Origin of the sequence: Streptomyces sp. ADI95-17, from assembly GCF_003846175.1 — a bacterium.
Classification (GTDB): Bacteria; Actinomycetota; Actinomycetes; order Streptomycetales; family Streptomycetaceae; genus Streptomyces; species Streptomyces sanglieri.
In genome coordinates, this window is record NZ_ML123044.1 from 1,578,776 (window position 1) to 1,599,473 (window position 20,698).

15 protein-coding genes are annotated in these 20,698 nt (G+C 71.5%); 10 read left to right on the plus strand and 5 right to left on the minus strand.

All coding sequences use genetic code 11. The features are described 5' to 3' along the window. The first annotated feature begins 74 nt into the window (after nucleotides 1-74). The 4 genes from EES42_RS07145 to EES42_RS07160 all read left to right on the plus strand — a co-directional run bounded on the left by EES42_RS07145 (nucleotide 75) and on the right by EES42_RS07160 (nucleotide 4,083). The gene (locus EES42_RS07145; protein WP_124717172.1) at nucleotides 75-1,085 is read left to right on the plus strand and encodes a FecCD family ABC transporter permease; all 1,011 of its coding nucleotides are present in this window, start codon (nucleotides 75-77) and stop codon (nucleotides 1,083-1,085) included. Continuing rightward, nucleotides 1,082-2,164, plus strand: coding sequence for a FecCD family ABC transporter permease (locus EES42_RS07150; protein WP_124717173.1), 1,083 nt, complete (start codon nucleotides 1,082-1,084; stop codon nucleotides 2,162-2,164). The genes EES42_RS07145 and EES42_RS07150 overlap by 4 nt, the downstream gene beginning before the upstream one ends. After that, nucleotides 2,161-3,033: an ABC transporter ATP-binding protein gene (locus EES42_RS07155; RefSeq protein WP_124717174.1), complete on the plus strand. Its 873-nt coding sequence runs from the start codon at nucleotides 2,161-2,163 to the stop codon at nucleotides 3,031-3,033. The genes EES42_RS07150 and EES42_RS07155 overlap by 4 nt, the downstream gene beginning before the upstream one ends. A 75-nt stretch (nucleotides 3,034-3,108) precedes the next feature. Beyond that, a complete protein-coding gene (locus EES42_RS07160) occupies nucleotides 3,109-4,083 on the plus strand; it encodes an ABC transporter substrate-binding protein (RefSeq protein ID WP_124717175.1) in 975 nt (324 codons plus the stop codon). A 274-nt stretch (nucleotides 4,084-4,357) separates the two neighbouring features. Here the strand turns inward: EES42_RS07160 and EES42_RS07165 are convergent, their stop codons facing one another. Beyond that, complete coding sequence (locus EES42_RS07165; protein ID WP_124717176.1) at nucleotides 4,358-5,479, minus strand: hypothetical protein; 1,122 nt, start codon at nucleotides 5,477-5,479, stop codon at nucleotides 4,358-4,360. Nucleotides 5,480-5,554: 75 nt separating this feature from the next. Between EES42_RS07165 and EES42_RS07170 the strand changes: the two genes are divergently transcribed. Together EES42_RS07170 and EES42_RS07175 are read left to right on the plus strand one after the other, a co-directional pair. Next, nucleotides 5,555-8,023, plus strand: a complete 2,469-nt coding sequence (locus tag EES42_RS07170; protein ID WP_124717177.1) for a helicase C-terminal domain-containing protein — start codon at nucleotides 5,555-5,557, stop codon at nucleotides 8,021-8,023. 286 nt (nucleotides 8,024-8,309) lie between these two features. Then, a complete protein-coding gene (locus EES42_RS07175; RefSeq protein ID WP_124717178.1) occupies nucleotides 8,310-10,685 on the plus strand; it encodes a tetratricopeptide repeat protein in 2,376 nt (791 codons plus the stop codon). Between the two features lie 410 nt (nucleotides 10,686-11,095). On the opposite strand, the gene EES42_RS07180 is transcribed toward EES42_RS07175, so the two are convergent. Together EES42_RS07180 and EES42_RS07185 are read right to left on the minus strand one after the other, a co-directional pair. After that, nucleotides 11,096-11,686, minus strand: coding sequence for an RloB family protein (locus EES42_RS07180; RefSeq protein ID WP_241196262.1), 591 nt, complete (start codon nucleotides 11,684-11,686; stop codon nucleotides 11,096-11,098). Continuing rightward, a complete protein-coding gene (locus tag EES42_RS07185) occupies nucleotides 11,631-12,995 on the minus strand; it encodes an AAA family ATPase (RefSeq protein WP_124717179.1) in 1,365 nt (454 codons plus the stop codon). The genes EES42_RS07180 and EES42_RS07185 overlap by 56 nt, the downstream gene beginning before the upstream one ends. Nucleotides 12,996-13,280: 285 nt before the next feature. On the opposite strand from EES42_RS07185, the gene EES42_RS07190 reads away from it, so the two are divergent. Next, nucleotides 13,281-13,823 (plus strand): hypothetical protein, encoded by a 543-nt coding sequence (locus EES42_RS07190; RefSeq protein WP_124717180.1) that lies wholly within the window; start codon nucleotides 13,281-13,283, stop codon nucleotides 13,821-13,823. A gap of 188 nt (nucleotides 13,824-14,011) precedes the next feature. Then, nucleotides 14,012-15,655, plus strand: coding sequence for a DNA repair helicase XPB (locus tag EES42_RS07195; RefSeq protein WP_124717181.1), 1,644 nt, complete (start codon nucleotides 14,012-14,014; stop codon nucleotides 15,653-15,655). Between the two features lie 160 nt (nucleotides 15,656-15,815). On the opposite strand, the gene EES42_RS07200 is transcribed toward EES42_RS07195, so the two are convergent. After that, the gene (locus EES42_RS07200; protein ID WP_124717182.1) at nucleotides 15,816-16,016 is read right to left on the minus strand and encodes a hypothetical protein; all 201 of its coding nucleotides are present in this window, start codon (nucleotides 16,014-16,016) and stop codon (nucleotides 15,816-15,818) included. 406 nt (nucleotides 16,017-16,422) lie between these two features. On the opposite strand from EES42_RS07200, the gene EES42_RS07205 reads away from it, so the two are divergent. Continuing rightward, nucleotides 16,423-18,498: a HelD family protein gene (locus EES42_RS07205; protein WP_124717183.1), complete on the plus strand. Its 2,076-nt coding sequence runs from the start codon at nucleotides 16,423-16,425 to the stop codon at nucleotides 18,496-18,498. A gap of 71 nt (nucleotides 18,499-18,569) precedes the next feature. On the opposite strand, the gene EES42_RS07210 is transcribed toward EES42_RS07205, so the two are convergent. After that, nucleotides 18,570-19,259 (minus strand): copper homeostasis protein CutC, encoded by a 690-nt coding sequence (locus EES42_RS07210; RefSeq protein WP_124717184.1) that lies wholly within the window; start codon nucleotides 19,257-19,259, stop codon nucleotides 18,570-18,572. 258 nt (nucleotides 19,260-19,517) lie between these two features. On the opposite strand from EES42_RS07210, the gene EES42_RS46010 reads away from it, so the two are divergent. Then, nucleotides 19,518-20,698: heavy metal translocating P-type ATPase (locus tag EES42_RS46010; protein WP_241196299.1), on the plus strand; the 1,181-nt coding region annotated here is incomplete at its 3' end.

Consider the following 20,698-nt stretch of genomic DNA (forward strand, 5'->3'; position numbering starts at 1 on the left):
GCTTAGACTTAGCCAAGCCTTACCTTCGCATTGTTATTCGCCATTTGATGTTCTTCGCCATCTGATTGGGTCCGATGTCAGCCGCCGCACCACGCCGCTCCAGACGCGCACTCGCGACGGCGGCGGCCGTCGTGGCGCTGCTCGTGGCGGTACTCCTCAGCCTGGCCGTGGGGGCCCGTTCCATACCCCCGTCCGAAGTGTTCGACGTGCTGCTGCACGGCGGGCATTCCGACAACGCCGAAGTCATCCGGAACATGCGCGTGCCGCGCACCCTGATCGGGCTGATGGTCGGCGCCGCGCTGGCCATCGCGGGCACGGTTCTCCAGGGCATCACCCGTAACCCCATCGCCGACCCCGGCATCCTCGGCATCAGCCAGGGCGCCTCGGTGGGTGTGGTGCTGGCCATCGCGTTCGCCGGGGTGCACAGCCTGACGGGGTACGTGTGGTTCGGCTTCGCGGGGGCGGCGATCGCCTCCGTCGCCGTGTACGCGATCGCGTCGAGCGGGCGCGGCGGCGCCACCCCGGTGAAGCTCGCGCTGGGCGGTGCCGCCATCAACGCGCTGCTGGTCTCGGTGGTCTCGGCGGTGCTGACGACCAAGGCGTCCGCGCTGGACGAGTTCCGGTTCTGGCAGGTCGGATCGATCGCCGGGCGCGAGGCCGATGTGGCCCAGCAGATCTGGCCGTTCCTGCTGGTGGGGGTCGTGCTGGTGCTGTCCGTGGCCCGCGGGCTCGACGCGCTGGCGCTCGGCGAGGACGTCGCGAAGGGGCTCGGGCAGAACGTCGCGATGGTACGGGTGGTCGGCGGTGTCGGTGCCACGGTGCTGACCGGTGTCGGTGTCGCGGCGGCCGGGCCGATCGCGTTCATCGGGCTCGCCGTCCCGCACATCGCCCGCGCGGTCGTCGGCTCCGACCACCGCTGGGTGCTGCCGATGGCGGCGCTGATCGGGCCCGTGATGCTGCTGGTGTCGGATGTGATCGGCCGGATCGTGTTCCCGCCGAGCGAGGTCCCGGCGGGTGTGATGACAGCGCTGATCGGGGTGCCGTTCCTGGTCGCCCTCGTACGCCGAAAGGCGGTGCCCGCATGAGCGCCGGTACGAAGGTCCGGGTGCGGCCCGCCGGGTATCAGGTCGTACGGATCGGGACGCGGGGGAGGTTCCTGCTGCACCGGCGGGCGGCCCTGGTCGCCGCCGCCCTCGTCGTGCTGCTGGCCGCCGTCTGTGTCGCGTACCTCTGCGTCGGCGAGAGCTTCGTCGCGCCCGGCGAGGTCGTGAAGGTGGTGCTGGGGCAGCCGTCCCCGGACGAACTGGTCGTGGGCACGCTGCGGCTGCCGCGGATGACGGTGGGGCTGCTGGTCGGCGCCGCCTTCGGGATCGCCGGTGCGCTGATCCAGACCGTCGCCCGCAACCCGCTCGCCAGCCCCGACATCATCGGCATCAGCCAGGGCGCGAGCGCGCTCACGGTCGGCGCGATGACCTTCGGCATCACCTCGTACACCGTGCTGCCCTACCTCTCCGTGATCGGCGGGGTGGCCGCTGCGGCGCTCGTGTACGTCTTCGCCTGGCGGGGCGGGCTGCACGCCACCCGCTTCGTCCTCATCGGCATCGGCTTCGCCATCGCGCTGCGCTCGGTCACCACACTGTTCCTGACGAAGGGCGACTACCTGGTCGCCCAGCAGGCACACATCTGGATGACCGGCTCGCTCAACGGCCGCGGCTGGTCCGAGGCCGCGCCGATCGGCTGGACGCTGCTGATCCTGCTGCCCGCCGTGCTGTGGGCGGCCCGCGCCCAGCGCACCGTATCGATGGACGACGACACCGCGACCGCGCTCGGGGTACGGCTGGGGCGGGTACGGCTGGGTCTGGTCGCGCTCGGCGTGGTCCTGGCGTCCGTGGCCACCGGGACGGCCGGGCCGGTCGACTTCGTGGCGCTCCTCGCCCCGCAGATCGCCCGCCGGATGACCCGGACCGCGCAGATCCCGCTGCTCTCCTCGGCACTGCTCGGCGCGGTGATCGTGGTGTTCGCGGATCTGCTGGCGCGCAGGCTCTTCTCCCCCACCGAACTGCCGGTGGGCGTACTGACGGCGGCGGTCGGCGCCCCGTATCTGATCTGGCTGATCATCCGCGGTCAGGGCGGCGGTCGCGGCCGTAGTGGAGGCACAGCATGAGTTCGATCCCGACGTCCGGCAGCACGGAGACCGCCACGGCGAAGGCCGCGGAGACCGGCCGGCTCACCGCACGGGAGCTGACGCTCGCGTACGAGGACCGCACCGTCGTCGACTCGCTGGACCTCGACATCCCGGACGGCCGGGTCACGGTCATCGTCGGCCCGAACGCCTGCGGCAAGTCGACCACCCTGCGCGCGCTCGGCCGGCTCCTCAAGCCGCGCGGCGGGGCGGTCCTCCTCGACGGCACCGAGCTGTCGAAGATCCCCACCCGCAGGATCGCCCAGTCGATCGGGCTGCTGCCGCAGACCCCGGTGGCCCCCGAGGCGATCACCGTCAGCGACCTCGTCGCCCGCGGGCGCCAGCCGCACCAGCACTGGTGGCAGCAGTGGTCGGACGAGGACGAGCGGGCGGTGACCGACGCGATGGAGCGTACGGACGTCTCCGCGCTCGGCGACCGGTCCGTGGACGAGCTGTCCGGCGGTCAGCGCCAGCGGGTCTGGATCGCGATGGCGCTCGCCCAGGAGACCGATCTGCTGCTGCTCGACGAGCCGACCACGTACCTCGACATCGCCCACCAGGTGGAGGTCCTGGACCTGGTGCGCCGGCTCACCGCCCGGGCGGCGGACGGCACCCGCGGCCGGACCGTCGTCACCGTGCTCCACGACCTCAACCAGGCCGCCCGGTACGCGGACCACCTGGTCGCCATGAAGGCCGGCCGGATCGTCGCCGAGGGCCGCCCCGACGACATCGTCACGGCCGGTCTCGTACGCGAGGTCTTCGGCCTGGAGGCGGTGATCGTCCCGGACCCGGTGACCGGTTCGCCGCTCGTGGTGCCGGGCGCACCGTGGCAGGCCACCCCGGCGCCGTGACCCCGTAACCCCGGCGACCGGCCCGCCGGCGCATCCGTGCCGGTCCACCACCCCGATCCCCACGAAAGGCATCCCATGGCCACCTCCCTCCGCCGCCGCGGCCTCGCGCTCGGCGCCCTCTCCCTGGCCGGCGCGCTCACGCTCTCCGCCTGCGGCTCGTCCGACTCCGGTGACAAGGCCAGCGGCTCCGGCCCCGCGAAGACCCACACCGTCAAGACGGCCATGGGCGACGTCAAGGTCCCGGTGAACCCCGAGCGCGTGGTGGTCCTGGACACCGGCGAGCTGGACTCGGCGCTGACCCTCGGGGTGCAGCCGGTCGGCGGGACGCACTCGGCGTCGGAGGACAGCTTCCCCTCGTACCTGCCGGCGAGCCGGACGAAGAACATCAAGCAGGTCGGCGAGATCGCCAACCCCAATCTGGAGACCGTCGCCTCGCTGAAGCCGGACCTGATCCTCACCAGCAAGGTGCGGGACGGGGACCGTTACGAGCAGCTCCGCGCGATCGCCCCCACCGTGATGACGGAGTCCACCGGAACGGCCTGGAAGGAGAACTTCCAGCTGCACGCGGAGGCGCTCGGCAAGCAGGCCGAGGCGAAGAAGGTCGTCGCCGACTACGACGCCCATGTCGCGAAGGTGACCGAGGCGATCGGCGGCAAGGAGAAGGCCGCCGCCACCGAGGTCAACTTCGTCCGCTTCGTCGAGGGTGCCGACATCCGCATCTACGGCAAGCAGAACTACATCGGCTCGATCCTCGCCGACCTGGGCATGGGCCGCCCCGCGATCACCGACAAGGCCAAGGACGGCTTCTCGTACGACGTGTCGCCCGAGAAGATCGACCTCGCGGACGCGGACGTCGTCTTCACGTCGACGTACGGCGACCCGGCGAAGGCGGGCGCGACCAAGACGATGAACAGCGGCCTGTGGAAGGGCCTGAAGGCGTCCAAGGACGGCAAGGTCTTCAAGGTCGACGACCGACTGTGGATCGCCGGCATCGGCTACACCGCCGCGGGCAAGATCCTCGACGAGTTCCAGGCGAAGATGACGGGCTGAGACGACGGGCTGAGATTGCGGGCTGAGTCGGGGGCGCGGTTCTGGGCGGGGCGGTTCTGGGCGGGGCGGTCGGACCCCCGGGCGGGGACGGCTGGCTCGGGCCTGGCGAACCCCCGGGCGGGGGCGACTGGCTCAGGCCCAGCGCCCCGGGCGGGGCCTGCCAGCTCAGGCCGGGCGGACCCCCAGGCGGGTACGGCCGGCTCGGGCCCTGCGAGTTACGGGCGACGACCGGCCGTGCCCAGCGGCCGGAGGCGGGCGGCTCAGCGCCCGGCCGTCAGGTGCGTGGCCGCCGTGACCGCCACACCAGGTAGAGCGCGGAGGCGACGGCCGCCCCCCGCACCACCCACGGCCACATCTCGCCGATCGCGTCGCCCAGCTGCCCGGTACCGATGGGCTCGCCCCAGCGGCCTTCGGTCCGGCCCCACAGCCAGACCAGGGCGCCCGCCGCGACCACGCCCGGCAGCCCCATCGCGGCCCACTTCGCTTCCGCGCGGGACAGTGTGCGCGAGCTGTACGCGAGGAGCCAGCCGCCCGCCAGGGCCAGCCAGGAACCCGTCACCACGCCCGCCACCAGCAGCAGGGCGGCGAGCAGCAGCAGCGGGTGGGAGACGCCGTGGCCGCCCGCCCCGCGCTCGCGCGGGGCGCGGCGGCGCAGTCCCGGAAGCCGGCGCCGCCTCGGCGCCTCCTCCTCGTCCTCCTCCGGGCCGCCGTCCTCGTCCCCGTCACCGTCCGCCGGTCCGTTCTCCGCCGTGCGCGGGCGCGGCACCGCGTCCCGGGACGGGGGCGGCTGCATCATGTCCGGGATCTCGACGCCGCCGACGAACCCCGGTACATCGACGCCCTCGCCGAACGGCCCCGGCTCGACCCGCCACCAGTCGGGCTCGCTCCCGGACGGACCCAGCTCGTCCGTACCGGCCATGTGCGGCGGCGACGGCACCCGGCCGCCCCGTGCCCCTGGTACGCCGGACACCTCGGGCGCACCGGGTGCATCGGGCGCACCGGGTGCGTCCGGCGCATCGGGTCCGGGTTCCCGCGGCCGCGACGCGCCCTTGCCGGAACCGTCTTTCCGGCCGTCCTTGCGGAGCATCCCCTTGCGTGGGCGCGGAATGCCCCGCGCCTCCTCCGGCGCGGGCTCCGGCCGCCCCGCGAGCTCCACCGTGCCGTCGCCCGACGCGGCCGCGGCGGCCACCAGTTCGTCCGGTTCGCCGAGCCTCCCGATGATGCGGCGGACCGCCGCCGGGCTGTCCCCGGACTGCTTTCCGCGCTGCCGGTCGATCTCGCCCCGGAGCGTCGAGACCAGCCTCATCCGGGCAGCCGAGGACAGCTGTTGCTGCTGTGCCAGGTCCCCGACCCGGCTCAGATAGTCGTAGACCAGCTGGTCGCTCTCGATCCCCACGCGATCGTTCCCCTCTACCGCCCTGCACCGACGGTAGCGCCCTCGGGCCTGTCCGGAGCGACTACCGTGGGACGGATGGGGATGACCACACCACCGCGGACGCTCGCCGAAGCTCTCCGGGCCCGGGACGACGAGTCGTTGGCCGGGCTGCTGCGCGCCCGCCCCGATCTCCTCAACCCGGTGCCGGGCGACATCACCCAGCTCGCGACCAGGGCCGGCACCCGTGCCTCGGTCGTACGCGCGCTGGAGCACCTCGACCGGTTCGCGCTGCAGACCGCCGAGGCGCTCGCGGTGGCCGCCGACCCCGCCCCGTACGAGACGCTGCTCGGGCTGCTCACCGGTGACGGCCGGGACGACGGCGAGCACCGTGACGACGCGGGCGCGGCGATCTCCGACGCGCTGCCCGGTGCCCTGGCCACGCTGCGCGAACAGGCCCTCGTCTGGGGCGAGGACGAGCGGCTGCGGCTGGTGCGCACGGCGCGCGAGATCCTCGCGCCGTCCCCGCAGCACGCCTCGCCCACCGGCCTCGGGCCGACCGTCGCCGAGGCGACCTCCGGCATGTCCCCGGGCCGCCTCCAGGAGATCCTGGCCGCGGCCGGGCTGCCCGCCACGCACGACCCGGTCTCCGCCGTGACCGCCCTGGCCGCGCTCTTCACCGACCGGGCCAGGATGGGCGAGCTGCTGGACTCCGCCCCGGCCGAGGCCCTGTCCGTGCTGGACCGGCTGGTGTGGGGGCCGCCGTACGGGGAGGTGACCCCGAACCCCACCCCGCCGGTGAAGTGGCTGCGCGACCACGGGCTGCTGCTGCCGGTGTCGACCCGCACCGTGGTGCTGCCCCGCGAGGCCGCCCTGCATCTGCGGGCGGGACGCGCCCACCGCGTACCGGAGCCGCGGCCGCCGGCCGTGGAGGCGGTCGCCAACCGCGATCCACAGGCTGTGGACAGCGCGGCGGCCGGTCAGGCGCTGCTGGCCGTGAACACCGTCGAGGAGCTGCTGAAGAGCTGGAACGGCGGCGGGCCCCCGATACTGCGGGCCGGCGGGCTCAGCGTCCGCGAGCTGAAGCGGACCGCCACCGCCCTGGAGGTCCCCGAGCCGGTCGCCGCGTTCTGGGCCGAACTCGCCTTCGCGGCCGGGCTGCTGGCCTCCGACGGCGAGGCCGACGAGCGGTACGCGCCGACGCCCGCGTACGACGACTGGGCCGAACTCCCCGCGCAGGACCGCTGGACGCACCTCGCCACCGCCTGGCTCGCCGCCACCCGCACCTCGGGCCTCGTCGGCGGCCAGGACGCCAAGGGCCGGGCCCTGTCCGCGCTGGGCCCCGAGCTCGACCGCTCCGCCGCCCCGGAGGTACGGCACCGGGTCCTCGCCCTGCTCGCTGCCCTGGAGCCCGGCACCGCCCCCGACCCGGAGACCGTCCTCGCCCGGATGCGCTGGGAGCGCCCCCTGCGCGGCGCCTCCGTCTCCGCCGGGGACACCACCGATCTGCGGTCCCGGATCGCCCTGTGGACGCTCAACGAGTCCGAGCTGCTCGGCATCACCGGCCGCGGCGCGCTCGCCACGCACACCCGCGCCCTGCTCGACGCCGGACCGGCCGAGGCCGCCGCGCTGCTCGCGCCGCTCATCCCGGAGCCGCTGGACCACGTCCTGCTCCAGGCCGACCTCACGGCCGTCGCCCCCGGCCCGCTGGAACGCCCCCTGGCCGACATGCTCTCCGCCCTGGCGGACATCGAGTCGAAGGGCGGCGCGACGGTCTACCGCTTCACCCCCGGCTCGGTGCGCCGCGCTCTGGACGCCGGGCAGTCCGCGGCCGACCTGCACGCCTTCCTCGCCGCGCACAGCCGCACGCCCGTCCCGCAGCCGCTCAGCTACCTCATCGACGACGTGGCCCGCCGCCACGGCCATCTGCGGATCGGCGCCGCCTCCTCGTACGTGCGCTGCGACGACGAGGCCGTGCTGAACGAGATCCTGGCCGACAAGCGCTCGGTCACCCTGCGGCTGCGCCGTCTCGCGCCGACCGCCCTGGCCGCCCAGGTCGACCCGGCGTCCCTGCTCGAAGGGCTGCGCGAGATGGGTTACGCCCCGGCCGCCGAGTCCGCCGAGGGCGACGTGCTGATCACCCGCGCGGGCGCCCGCCGCACCCCGCCCCGCACGGCCCCCGTCCCCGTGCCCGAGGGCCCTCCGGTGCCGGACGCCACCCTGCTCGGCGCGGCGGTACGGGCGATCCGGGCCGGGGACACGGCCGCCACGGTGGTCCGCAAGGACGCCCCGGAGTCCCCCGGCGCCACCGCGGCCGCGCCCGGCTCGCTGCCCCGTACGACCTCCGCCGAGACCCTCGCCACCGTCCAGGCCGCCGCGATGACCGGCTCGGCGCTCTGGATCGGCTACGTGAACGCGGACGGCGCCGCCAGCCAGCGGGTCATCGCCCCGGTCCGGGTCGAGGGCGGCTTCGTCACGGCGTACGACCACACGGCGGACGAGGTACGTACGTACCCGCTGCACCGCATCACGGGCGTCGCGGAACTGGCGGACGACCAGACGACTTGACCCCGCGACCGGCAACCTGATCGATACGCTGGCTCATTCGGTCCGAGGAGCTGGGTCGGCGTGTCAGGGTGCGCGCCACGCGTCACCGGCGCCTGTCGGGGAAGCGTGCGAGCGTCCCTGCTGCGAGGCTGCAGCAGTGGATGGGGGCGAGGAATCTGTGACCGGTTCGTACAACAGGCAGGATGTCCGCAACGAGATCAGCGGCAGGCTCCATTTCAGCACGGTGGTCCAAGGCGCCCAGGTAACTCTCCAACTCCCCTCGACTCTTCCGCCCTCCCTCACTGGCATGCCGGCCGCCCATCCGACCTTCACGGGCCGCGAGTCGGAGACCAGCACATTGCTGGAGGCGATGCGCCATGCCCCTGAGACAACGGGCACGAAACACGTGATCTCCGGTCTTCCCGGCGTCGGCAAAACCGAACTCGCTCTACAAGTGGTACACCGGGCGCTGGGTACACCGGGCCTGCTGCCGGGCGGGGTTCTCTTCATCGACCTTTTCGGGTACGACGAGCGACGCCGTATCAGCCCGCACCGCGCTCTCGGCTCGCTGCTGCGATCCCTGGCCGTACCGGACGAATACGTCCCGGAGGGCATGGCGGATCGGGAACGTCTGTACCGCTCCGTCCTCGCAACCTACGCGGCAGAGCAGCGACGGATCCTGCTGGTGCTGGACAACGCTATGGACAGCGCCCAGGTCCGCCCACTCCTCCCGGGCGATGCGCGCATCCCCGCGCTGATCACCACTCGGCACACGCTGAGCGACCTGGGCGCCCGGATGCTCAATTTGTCAGTTCTCGAACAACAGGATGCCGTGAAGTTCGTGGCCCGAAGTCTGCACGGGCTGGTGGGCCCGGAAGACACCCGGGTAGCGGATGAGCCCACATCAGCTGACGAGATTGCATCCTTGTGCGGCGGGCTGCCCCTGGCCCTGTCCATCGTCGGCTCCCTGTTGGCCGACGTACCCTCCCGGCCTCTGCGCTCCATGGCCAATGCGCTGAGTGACGCGCACCGCCGTCTGGAACGGCTCAGCCGCGAAGACCTCGCCGTACGTGCGGCCTTCGACCTCTCGTACCGACAGCTGCGGCCGGACCAGGCCAGGCTCTTCCGGCTGTTGCCGCTCAATCCCGGTCCGGACCTCGCGACCGAGACGGTGGCGCAGTTGGCCGACATGACTTCAGACGATGCGGAGGGGCTCCTGCTCCTGCTCGTTCGAGGACACTTCATCGAACCCGGATCATCCTTCGGGCGCTGGCGCATGCACGACCTCATGCGCCTGTACGCGGACGAGCTGTGTCACGCAGAGGATGCTCCACACGAACGAGAAGCCGCCCTGGAGCGGCTGTTCGTGCACTACGTCACCACCGCGCACGCCGCTGACACCCACATGGACGCAGGGTCCGCCCCCGATCCCCTGTTCCCGAACCGGGACGCCGCCCTGGCCTGGTTGGACGCAGAACATGCCAACCTCCTCGCCGCTGCCGTCACCGGTCCGCAGACAGGGCGGCCCGAAGTGCTGCTTCAGCTGCACTATTCACTGATCGACTACCAGCGCTGGCGGCGTAGCTTCGAGGAGTGCGTCGCGCTGGCTCTCGCAGCGCTGGAGACGATCCGCGCCTTGAGCGATCCCGTGATCGAGAGCGCCGAAGCAAGCGTGCTGAACAACCTGGCCACAGCACAGCGTGAGCTGCGCCGATTCGACGACGCCGTAGCTTCGTACCGAGAAGCACAGCGTCTGCAGCAAGAAAACGGTGACTCCAATGCCGTGGCCGCTACCCTGAACAACCTCGGCCTGGCCTATCAGCAGATGAACCTGCCGAACGAGGCGGTGAACGTACTCCGGCAGGCTCTGGCCCTGTACACGCCGGTGACCGACCGTCGTCTCGTCGGCATGACCCACACCAACCTTGGCAAGGCGCTGCACAGTTTGCGCAGACTGCCGGAGGCCGCCGAAGCCTTCACCGAGGACATCGCCATCTGCCAAGCCGCCGGTGACCGCAGCGGTGAGGGCGTAGCGCTCAACAATCTGGGGATGGTCCTGCGCGACATGGGAGACCTTCTGGGCGCCCTCGATGCCCATGAACACGCGCTGGCAGCCGCCAGGGAAACCAAGGATCTGTACAGCGAGGGCCTGGCCGAGTCGAACATTGGGCTGGCCTTGGCCATGAACCGTGACGCACGTGGCCCGCAGGAAGCGATCCGCCGGCTCACCCATGGATTGGACATCATGGACTCACTGGGCGACGAGCACATGGTCACTCAAGCACAGAACCATCTCGGAGTGATTCTCATCCAGGCCGGGCAGCCGGACAGAGCAATCGACCCGCTGAAATCGGCGGTCGAAGGGAGCCGTAGGAACGGTGATCCGCACACGGAGGCAATGACGCTGACCAACTTGGGGACAGCTCTCGAGCTGTCGGGCCGTTACGCCGATGCCGTACAGAACCAGTCGGCGGCGGTCGCTCTGTACAGGCGTCTGGGCGAGCGGCACCATGAGGCCCGTGCTCTGCTCAACCTCGGACTCGCCGTTCTGCGCACCGGCGATCCGACTGCGGCGCACATCGCGTTTGGCGAATCCGCAGCCGCGTTCCGGGAAACTGGCGACACGGAGCTGGTCGCCCACGCCGCACGTCTTCAGGAACAATCTCGGAGAATGCGCCAATAGCTGCCGCGTCGGCGGGCGCGCGCCGCTCCCAGGGACGCTCTCGGCCTTTGCCCAGGACGTATCGCCTCCCCGCGGGAGGCAACCACTGGCTCTCCCATCCCGCGCAGGGCTCCTGGTGGGTGCTGCATGCGCTGTACGCAATCGGGCGGGATCAGCTCCGCTCTCGGCCCCGCCCTCGGGCCGCAGACACGCCGCTGGGCACTTGCGGCTCTCCAGGACTCGGCGGGATCCTCGTAGTCCGCAGCACGCTCCGAAGGATGCCGACCGTCCCGCGCCGCCCTCCGCACGTACACCGACGCACGCCATGTCATCGCGTAGAGCGACGGTGATGACGCCACGGCCCAAGGGCGGAGCGCGTCAGCGGTTGCCGCGCTCCCGGCTCCCCGGGCGTCCTCCGTACCGCGCCGCTCTCAACAGCCCGACCAGCCGGTCGACGTCCGTCCAGGGTTTGTCCGCATGCCCCTTCGTCGCCCGCTGCCGCAACACCTGCGCGCGCTGCTCGGCCTGCCCATGTCCGGCGCGCAGACTTTGCGGTCGACGGAGTAGCCGCAGGTGTCGAGCCTTTCCAGAGCACGCTGCGCAGCGGCCGATGTGCAGTACCCCGACATGTCCTTGAAGTGCAGCAGGAGCCAGAGTTCGAAGCAGGGGTTGCTGAGCGCCACTTCGACACCGTGCTGTCGGGCCAGTTTCAACGCGGCTGTCAGACCCTCATGCGGAACCGGCGCTTCGACGTCGATCACGCACCAGACTTCGTCGTACTCCGTCCACCGGTCGCCCGCGGAGTGGGGCGCGCGCTTCTGATGGTCGATCGCCGCGCGGACGAGCGACTTCGGCTCACCGTGCTCACCACCGAGACAGATGGCCACCGGAAGAGAACGCAGGTCGGTCCTCAGCCCCTTGAAGTACTGGTCCTCCGTACACGCCCCCTCGCAGTAGATCAGGAACCTACGCTGTTCCGGGCGTACGCCCTTCGTCCGCTTCAGCGGCTTTCCCCGATTCACGCCCACCCCCATGCCTGAATGCCACGCTCATGTCCCGCAGCAATTCGTCGTCCAAGTGCGGCACAGCCCCGTAACGCCCACCCAGATACCGCTTTTCCAGGTTGTCGGCGGAATCCCGCACCGAGAACTCCGTCATGGGGAACAACCGCGTCGCGAGCGTATGCGGGTCCTTCTCGGTGAACCACACCTGATCCCTGAAGAGTTCTGTCCGCACATTCCGGCCGAGAAGCGCCGCTTCATGGGTACTGAATACCAGTTGAGCTCCGGCGCGGTTGATCTCGGGCGACTGAAACATACCGACCAAGGCATCGACGAGGTAGGGATGCAGCCGGGCGTCCAGCTCGTCCACGCAGAGGACTCCTCCCGTCTCCAGCGTGGTGATCACCGGACCGATCAGGCCGATCCAGGTACGTGTTCCGCTCGATTCGTAGGCGAGATCGAGTGGGAAGACCCCATCGGCCGTGCGGTGCTCGACCCGCACACGTCGGGCCTGCTCCTGCTGGACACGGACCTTGTCGCCCAGCGCGTCCCGGAGCGCCTGGGTGATCCGCTTGTGGTCCTCCCGGGCCGCTTCGTCCCATTCCTTGATCTCCAGCCCGTAAACACCGAGATCCGCGAACCGGAGCAGAGCCATCGCCGATGCCGCGGTGTGTTCCCCCTCGTCGGCGAGGCAGAGCTGCACCGTCTGGTCCAGCCGCTGCGGAAAATCGTGATCCGTCGCCATGCGCAGCCCGAACCCGAACCAGCGGAACACCTCGCTGAGCTGGTCATGGCCCTGAGCAGCGGCGACCGACAGATAGAGACTGTTTGGCCGCAGCAGCTCAGCGATCAGCTTGCGCCTCCCGGTGAGCCAGCGTCCGAAGGTCACCTTGCCGTCCGCACCGCGCTCGTAGAGGCGGCGTTGCCGGCCCTCGGGGTAGTAGTAGAGCCACTCCTCGGTCACCTGGTCGTCATCGACCGAGAAACCGAACTGGTGATGGACACCGCCCACGACGAAGTCGACGGCGAAAGAGCTCGGATACGAGGCGGCCTCCCGACGAAGGGCGAACGGCCGCCGCGGAACTCCGCCATTGGGATCCCAACGGCGGAAGGACGAAAGCACCGCCGAGCGCATCCAGCGGAGCGCGTCGAGGAGGTTCGACTTCCCCGAGGCGTTGGTGCCGTACACCGCGACGACAGGGACCACACGCACACTGCCGTCCGGCAGCTCCGCCTCGGCCCGCTCCGGGTGATGGTCCCCGACGACGAGCGACAGCTCTTGCTCATCCTGGAGCGAAGCGTGATTCGTGACCTGGAACCGAAGCAGCACGGCACTCCTCCAAGCATCGAATGGTGTCGCTGACTGGGCGTTCTCGTCGGTAAACGACAATACTTCCGGTCAAACGACATTGCATAGAGTTGTCACCCCTTCGGGCCGGAGTGATTACCCCGGCCTGCGTCGCCCTCCACACGACGACTCGCTTCCGCATGCACCCGCGGCACGTACCCCATCCCCATCGGTCACCGCCGGGCATGGAGATGCGTGCGAATCGGGGGTGGGCCGGGCGGCCGCAGGGCAAACTCTGACGTGTTCACGACGCTGGAGGGGGATGTCATGCGGCGCACCGAAGCGGCCAGACAGCTGGGGGGATTCGTCCGCGAGCACCGTACGGACGGGAGCAGACGGCTGAGGCACGCCGGAATCATGCTCCTCGTCGGAGCGGTGGGCACGGCTTTCGGGGTGCCGGTCGCCGTCGCGTCGATCGGCACCACCGACGGGGCCCCGGAGCTGGCCGGGCTGCTGCTCGGCGTCGGGCTGGTGGGGCTGGGCCTGGGCATCTGGCGGCTGGTCCAGGGGTTCCGTACCCGTGAGCAGTGCTTCGACGTCCACGAACGGGGGCTCACCCACCGCGTGGCGGGCACCGCCACTCTGATCCCGTGGCAGGACATCGCGTCCGTCGGCGCGCACGGCGAGGACGGCCGACCACTGGCCGAGGCCCGCGGGATGGGCTTCACCTGCAACATCGTTCTGACCGATGGACGCAGGATCCGCGTCGACACCTTCACCGAGGACGTCCGGCAACTGGCGCTGACCGCCCACGCCGCCGTGCACCTGGGCCGGCTCCCCGAAGGACGGGGCCACCGCCGGACGGACTGACCGGCGGAGGGGCCGACCGGCGGGCTGACCGGCGGACGGGCCGACCGGCGAACGCGACCACCACCGGCGTACCGGGCCGGCAGGGCCGTGCCCGTGCCCGACAACACACGCGCCGCGGCCGCGGCATGCGGCACACTGGACGTTTGGCCGCATGCCGCGGCCGCACCCCGCAGAAAGGGCCGACGCGCGTGACCGGACCCCTCATCGTCCAGAGCGACAAGACACTCCTCCTGGAGGTCGACCACGACCAGGCCGATGCCTGCCGTCGTGCGATCGCGCCCTTCGCGGAGCTGGAGCGTGCGCCCGAGCACATCCACACCTACCGGCTGACCCCGCTCGGGCTGTGGAACGCGCGGGCCGCCGGGCACGACGCCGAGCAGGTCGTCGACGCACTCGTGCAGTACTCGCGCTATCCCGTTCCGCACGCGCTGCTCGTCGACATCGCCGAGACGATGGCCCGGTACGGCCGCCTCACCCTCTCCAAGCACCCGGTCCACGGACTGGTGCTGACCTCCACCGACCGGCCCGTGCTGGAGGAGATCCTCCGCTCGAAGAAGGTGCAGCCGCTGGTCGGGGCGCGGATCGACCCCGACACCGTGGCCGTGCACCCGTCCGAGCGCGGGCAGATCAAGCAGACGCTGCTGAAGCTGGGCTGGCCGGCCGAGGACCTCGCCGGTTACGTGGACGGCGAGGCGCACCCCATCGAGCTGGCCGAGGACGGCTGGGCGCTGCGGCCGTACCAGAAGCAGGCCGTCGAGGGGTTCTGGCACGGCGGCTCGGGCGTCGTGGTGCTGCCCTGCGGTGCCGGCAAGACGCTGGTCGGGGCCGGTGCGATGGCCGAGGCCAAGGCGACCACGCTGATCCTGGTGACGAACACCGTCTCGGCCCGGCAGTGGAAGCACGAGCTGGTGAAGCGGACCTCGCTGACCGAGGACGAGATCGGCGAGTACAGCGGTACCCGCAAGGAGATCCGGCCGGTCACCATCGCCACGTACCAGGTGCTGACGACCCGTCGCAAGGGCGTCTATCCGCACCTGGAGCTGTTCGACTCCCGCGACTGGGGGCTGGTGATCTACGACGAGGTGCACCTGCTGCCCGCGCCCGTCTTCAAGTTCACCGCCGATCTCCAGGCCCGGCGGCGGCTCGGGCTGACGGCGACCCTGGTGCGTGAGGACGGCCGCGAGTCGGACGTCTTCTCGCTGATCGGGCCCAAGCGGTTCGACGCCCCGTGGAAGGAGATCGAGGCGCAGGGCTACATCGCGCCGGCCGACTGCGTCGAGGTACGGGTCAATCTGACGGACTCGGAGCGGCTCGCGTACGCGACCGCGGAGGCCGAGGAGAAGTACCGGTTCTGCGCGACGACGGCGACGAAGCGGAAGGTGACGGAGGCGCTGGTGCGCAAGCACCGCGGCGAGCAGACCCTGGTCATCGGGCAGTACATCGACCAGCTCGACGAGCTGGGTGAGCATCTGAACGCACCGGTGATCAAGGGCGAGACGAGCAACGCCCAGCGCGAGAAGCTCTTCGACGCGTTCCGGGAGGGCGAGCTCAACGTCCTGGTGGTCTCGAAGGTCGCGAACTTCTCGATCGACCTGCCGGAGGCGACCGTCGCCATCCAGGTGTCGGGAACGTTCGGCTCCCGCCAGGAGGAGGCGCAGCGGCTGGGCCGGGTGCTGCGGCCGAAGGCTGACGGGCACGAGGCGCGGTTCTACTCGGTGGTCGCGCGCGACACGATCGACCAGGACTTCGCGGCGCACCGCCAGCGGTTCCTGGCCGAGCAGGGGTACGCGTACCGGATCGTGGACGCGGACGAACTGCTGACGGACAACTGAGGCAGGTGGCCGGTCCGTGTACGCGGGCCGGCCGCGCGTCCTGACCAGCCGCGTCCTGAGCGGTTGCGTCCTGACCTGCTGCGTCCGGACCTGCTGCGTCCTGACCGGGTCAGCCGCCGAGCGTCAGGAGCAGGGCCGGGCCGCCCACCGTTGTGGGTGCTCAGTGCTCGCGGCGGCGGACGCCCGCCTTCTCCGCCTCCTCCGCGTACTCGCCGAGCACGAGCACGCCGAACGCGGCGCGGGTGAAGACCTTGACGGCGCGCACGGCGTCGCCGACGCGGTGGCTGCGGTGGTGACCGGTGGCCGCGGTCGCGCCGTGCGCGGGGCCGGTCCTGCGGGGGTTCAGAAGGACGGTGCTCATGTATCCATGGTCCTGCGCCCGGCCGGTACGGGCATCGGCCCGCGGGCTGAATCCGGCGGAGGCCCGGGTAGACCCACGGGCGGAACCCGGCGGCGGTCCGAGTAGGTCTGCGGTCGCATGCCGTCCCCTACGGGATGGACCCGAAATCAATTCGTTCGCCCCCGGTGGACGCGGTCGATACAATCGCCGGTCTGCCCGCCTCCCGCACCGTGGTACCGGCGGCCCGCCAGGGCCCGCGCCGGCAGCCGGGGGAGCGCCGCCGACCGGACGGAAACCGGCCGACAGCCGTACGCGCACCTGCTGCGCGTACCCGTGATCGATCCCCGAGCGGACCGCATCGCCCCCGAGCACCGACCGGGGCCGGATGCGGTCCGCCGTCCTGCGTTGAACAGCCGGAGGCAACACCGTGCCCGCGCACGAACACGAAAGCGACACCACCACCGATCCACTGGCTCGCGAACGCGCCCATCTCACCGCGTCCCGCGCCGCGCTGCGCGCCATGCGCGAGGACGCCCAGGCCCTGGACATCCGCGACGTCACCGCGAACTGGGTCAACGCGGCCGTCCTTCAGGCCCAGATCGACGAGCGCATCAAGTCGCTCGCCGATCTCGCCCACACCCCGCTCTTCTTCGGCCGCCTGGACTATCTGCACCGGGTCGGTGCCGAGCAGGCCGAGGGGGCGGAGGGCGAGCAGTTCTACATCGGGCGCCGCCATGTCCACGACTCCGACGGCGACCCGATGGTCATCGACTGGCGCGCGCCCGTCTCGCAGCCGTTCTACCGGGCGTCCAGGAAGGACCCCCAGGACGTGGGGCAGCGCCGCCGGTTCGGCTACACCGGCGGTGAGCTGACCGCGTACGAGGACGAGCACCTCACCGACCCCACCGAGGCCGCGCAGACCAGCAAGCTCCTCCAGGCGGAGATCGAGCGGCCGCGCGTCGGCCCGATGCGGGACATCGTCGCGACGATCCAGCCGGAGCAGGACGAGATCGTCCGTAGCGAGCTGGGCGGCACGGTCTGCGTGCAGGGCGGGCCCGGCACCGGCAAGACGGCCGTCGGCCTGCACCGGGTGGCGTATCTGCTGTACGCGCACCGCGAGCGGCTGGCCCGTACCGGCACGCTGGTCATCGGGCCGAACCGGTCCTTCCTCCAGTACATCGAGCAGGTGCTGCCGGCCCTGGGCGAGCTGGCGGTGCAGCAGGCGACCGTCGACGACCTGGTCACGGCCGGCGTCGAGGTGCGCGGTACGGACCCGGCGGCCGCCGCCGTCGTCAAGGGCGACGCCCGGATGGCCGAGGTGCTGCGGCGGGCGATCCGTTCGCATGTGACGCCCCCGGTGGAGCCGGTCGTGGTGGTGCGCGGTTCGCGGCGCTGGCGGGTGCCCGCGTACGAGGTCGCGGAGATGGTCGACGAGCTGCTGGCCCGGGACATGCGGTACGGGGCCGCCCACGACGCGCTTCCGCAGCGCATCGCGCACGCCGTCCTGGTCCGGATGGAGGAGGCGGGCGAGGCCCCCGACGACCGGGTGCAGAACGCGGTGGCCCGCAACCCCGCCGTGAAGGCGGCCGTGAAGGCGATCTGGCCGGCCGTCGACCCGGCGAAGCTGGTGCTGCGGCTGTTGTCGGACGCGGAGTTCCTGGCCGCGCACGCGGAGGGTCTGCTCACCGAGGACGAGCAGAAGACGATCCTGTGGGAGAAGCCGGCCCGGAGCGTGAAGTCGGCGAAGTGGTCGGCGGCGGACGCGGTGCTCATCGACGAGGCCGGCGATCTGGTGGCGCGTACGCACTCGCTCGGCCATGTGGTGCTCGACGAGGCGCAGGACCTGTCCCCCATGCAGTACCGGGCGGTGGGCCGCCGCTGCACGACCGGTTCGGCGACGGTCCTCGGTGACCTGGCGCAGGGCACGACGCCGTGGTCGACGGAGAGCTGGGCACAGGCGCTGCACCATCTCGGCAAGTCGGACGCGGTGGTGGAGGAGCTGACGGCGGGCTTCCGTGTGCCGCGCGAGGTGATCGCGTACGCCTCCCGGCTGCTCCCGGCGATCTCGCCGGGCCTCGCCCCGGTGGAGTCGGTGCGTGAGTCGCCGGGCTCGCTGGAGGTACGGCGGGTGGCCGGCCCGGCGGAGCTGGACGCGGCGGTGCTCGCGGCGTGCGACGAGTCGCTGACGCGGGAGGGCTCGATCGGCCTGATCGCGGCCGACGCCCGGATCCCGGCGCTGGCGCAGGCCCTGGCCGCGGCGGGGCACACGTACCTCTCCCCCGGCGAGGAGACGACCGCCGACTCCCGCCTGACCCTGGTCCCCGCGTCGCTGGCGAAGGGCCTGGAGTACGACTACGTGGTACTGGACGAGCCGGCCGCGGTGGTCGACGGCGAACCGGACGAGCGGACGGGCCTGCGCCGGCTGTACGTGGCGCTGACGCGTGCGGTGTCGGGCCTGACGGTGGTGCACGCGGCGGAGCTGCCGGCCGAGCTGCGCCCGTGAGCTCCTCCGGCGTCTGAGGGGCTGGGGTCCGGGGGCGCTGCCCCCGGACCCCAGCCCCACCCCCCACCCCGCTACGCGTCGAGCACAGTCCGCCACTCCCGCACCGCCGCCGCGTCCACCGGCCCCGACCACCCGTGCGGACGCGCCGCACCGCCGATGTGCACCGCGTCGATGCCCGCGGCCAGCAGCTCCGGCAGGTGTTCGAGCCGCAGCCCGCCGCCCACCAGGATCTGCGGCTCGTACCCGGGTTCGCCCTTGCGCGCCGCCTCCACCAGCAGCGTCGGGATGCCGTCGTCGACGCCCTTCGCCGAACCGGCGGTGAGGTACGTGTCCAGGCCGGGCAGGTCCGCCAGCTGCTTGCGCAGGGCGTCCCGGTCGACGGCCCGGTCGATCGCGCGGTGGAAGGTCCAGCGGCAGCCGTCCAGCTCGGCGACGAGCCGTTCGACGGCGACCAGGTCCGGGTGCCCCTCGGCGTCGAGGAAGCCGAGCACGAATTCCTCCGCGCCCGCCGCGCGCAGCTCGCGCGCCTTCGCCACCAGCACCTCGATGTCGCCGGCCGCGAAGCCGTCGGCCACCCTGAGCATCACCCGCAGCGGAATGTCCACCGCCGCCCGGATCTCCGCGAAGGTCGCACAGGACGGGGTCAGGCCGTCCGCCGCCATGTCGGTGACCAGCTCAAGCCGGTCTGCACCACCCGCCTGGGCCGCGATCGCGTCCTCCGCGTCGAGAGCGATCACCTCCAGGACTGCACGGTTGCTCATGGGATCCCAATCCTCCAGGAAGCATCAATAGGTCTAGTCCAATGGCCAGCCTACGGGTCAGTACATCGAGGACGCAGCCTCAATGCCAGGTGAAGATACGTGAGGTCGGCCGCACGCCGCGTGATCGAACGCTCACGATCCCAGCCCGGGTGGCAGACCCACCCTTGCGTTTTATACGGGAGGGGGGTATACCTGAATCATCAATGGATACCCCCCAGGGGTATGAATGCTCCGAACGCCACCGCCAGGGAGGACATCGTGTCCGCGCACACCGCCACAACCGGCACCGGCACCGCCACCGGCACCGCCGCAGAGGTCGAGCTCGCGATCGGCGGCATGACCTGCGCCTCCTGCGCGGCCCGCATCGAGAAGAAGCTCAACCGGATGGACGGTGTCGAGGCCACCGTCAATTACGCCACCGAGAAGGCCAAGGTCAGCTACCGGGGCGAGGACATCTCCGTACAGGACCTGATCGCCACCGTCGAGAAAACCGGCTACACCGCGCACGAGCCCGCTCCCCCGGTGCACACCACCGAGGAGGGCGCCCCCGAGGCCGCGGAGGCCGACGAGCTGCGGCCCCTGCGGCAGCGGCTGCTGACCGCCGTCGCGCTCGCCGTGCCGGTGATCGCGATGTCGATGGTCCCGGCGCTCCAGTTCGACTACTGGCAGTGGCTCTCGCTGACCCTGACGGCGCCGGTCGTCGCATACGCCGCCTGGCCGTTCCACAAGGCCGCGTTCACCAACGCCCGGCACGGCGCGGCGACGATGGACACGCTGATCTCGGTCGGCACCACGGCCGCGTTCCTCTGGTCGCTCTGGGCGCTGTTCTTCGGGACGGCGGGCATGGTCGGGATGACGCACCCCTTCGAGCTGACCATCGGACGGAGCGACGGCGCGGGCAACATCTACCTGGAGGCCGCCGCCGGGGTCACCGCGTTCATCCTGGCCGGCCGCTACTTCGAGGCCCGGTCCAAGCGGAAGGCGGGCGCGGCCCTCAAGGCGCTGCTCGAACTCGGCGCCAAGGAAGTGACCGTGCTGCGCGACGGCCACGAGGTGACCGTGCCGACCGCCGAACTCCAGGTCGGGGACCGGTTCCTGGTCCGCCCCGGCGAGAAGATCGCCACCGATGGCACCGTCGTCGAGGGTGCCTCGGCCGTGGACGCGTCGATGCTGACCGGTGAGTCCGTGCCCGTGGAGGTCGGCGTCGGCGACTCCGTCACCGGGGCGACGCTCAACGCGGGCGGCCGGCTCGTCGTCGAGGCCACCCGGATCGGCGCCGACACCCAGCTGGCCCGGATGGCGAAGCTGGTCGAGGACGCGCAGAACGGCAAGGCGGCGGCCCAGCGCCTCGCGGACCGGATCTCCGCCGTCTTCGTACCCGTCGTCATAGCCCTGGCGCTCGGCACGCTCGGCTTCTGGCTCGGCAACGGCGGGGGCCT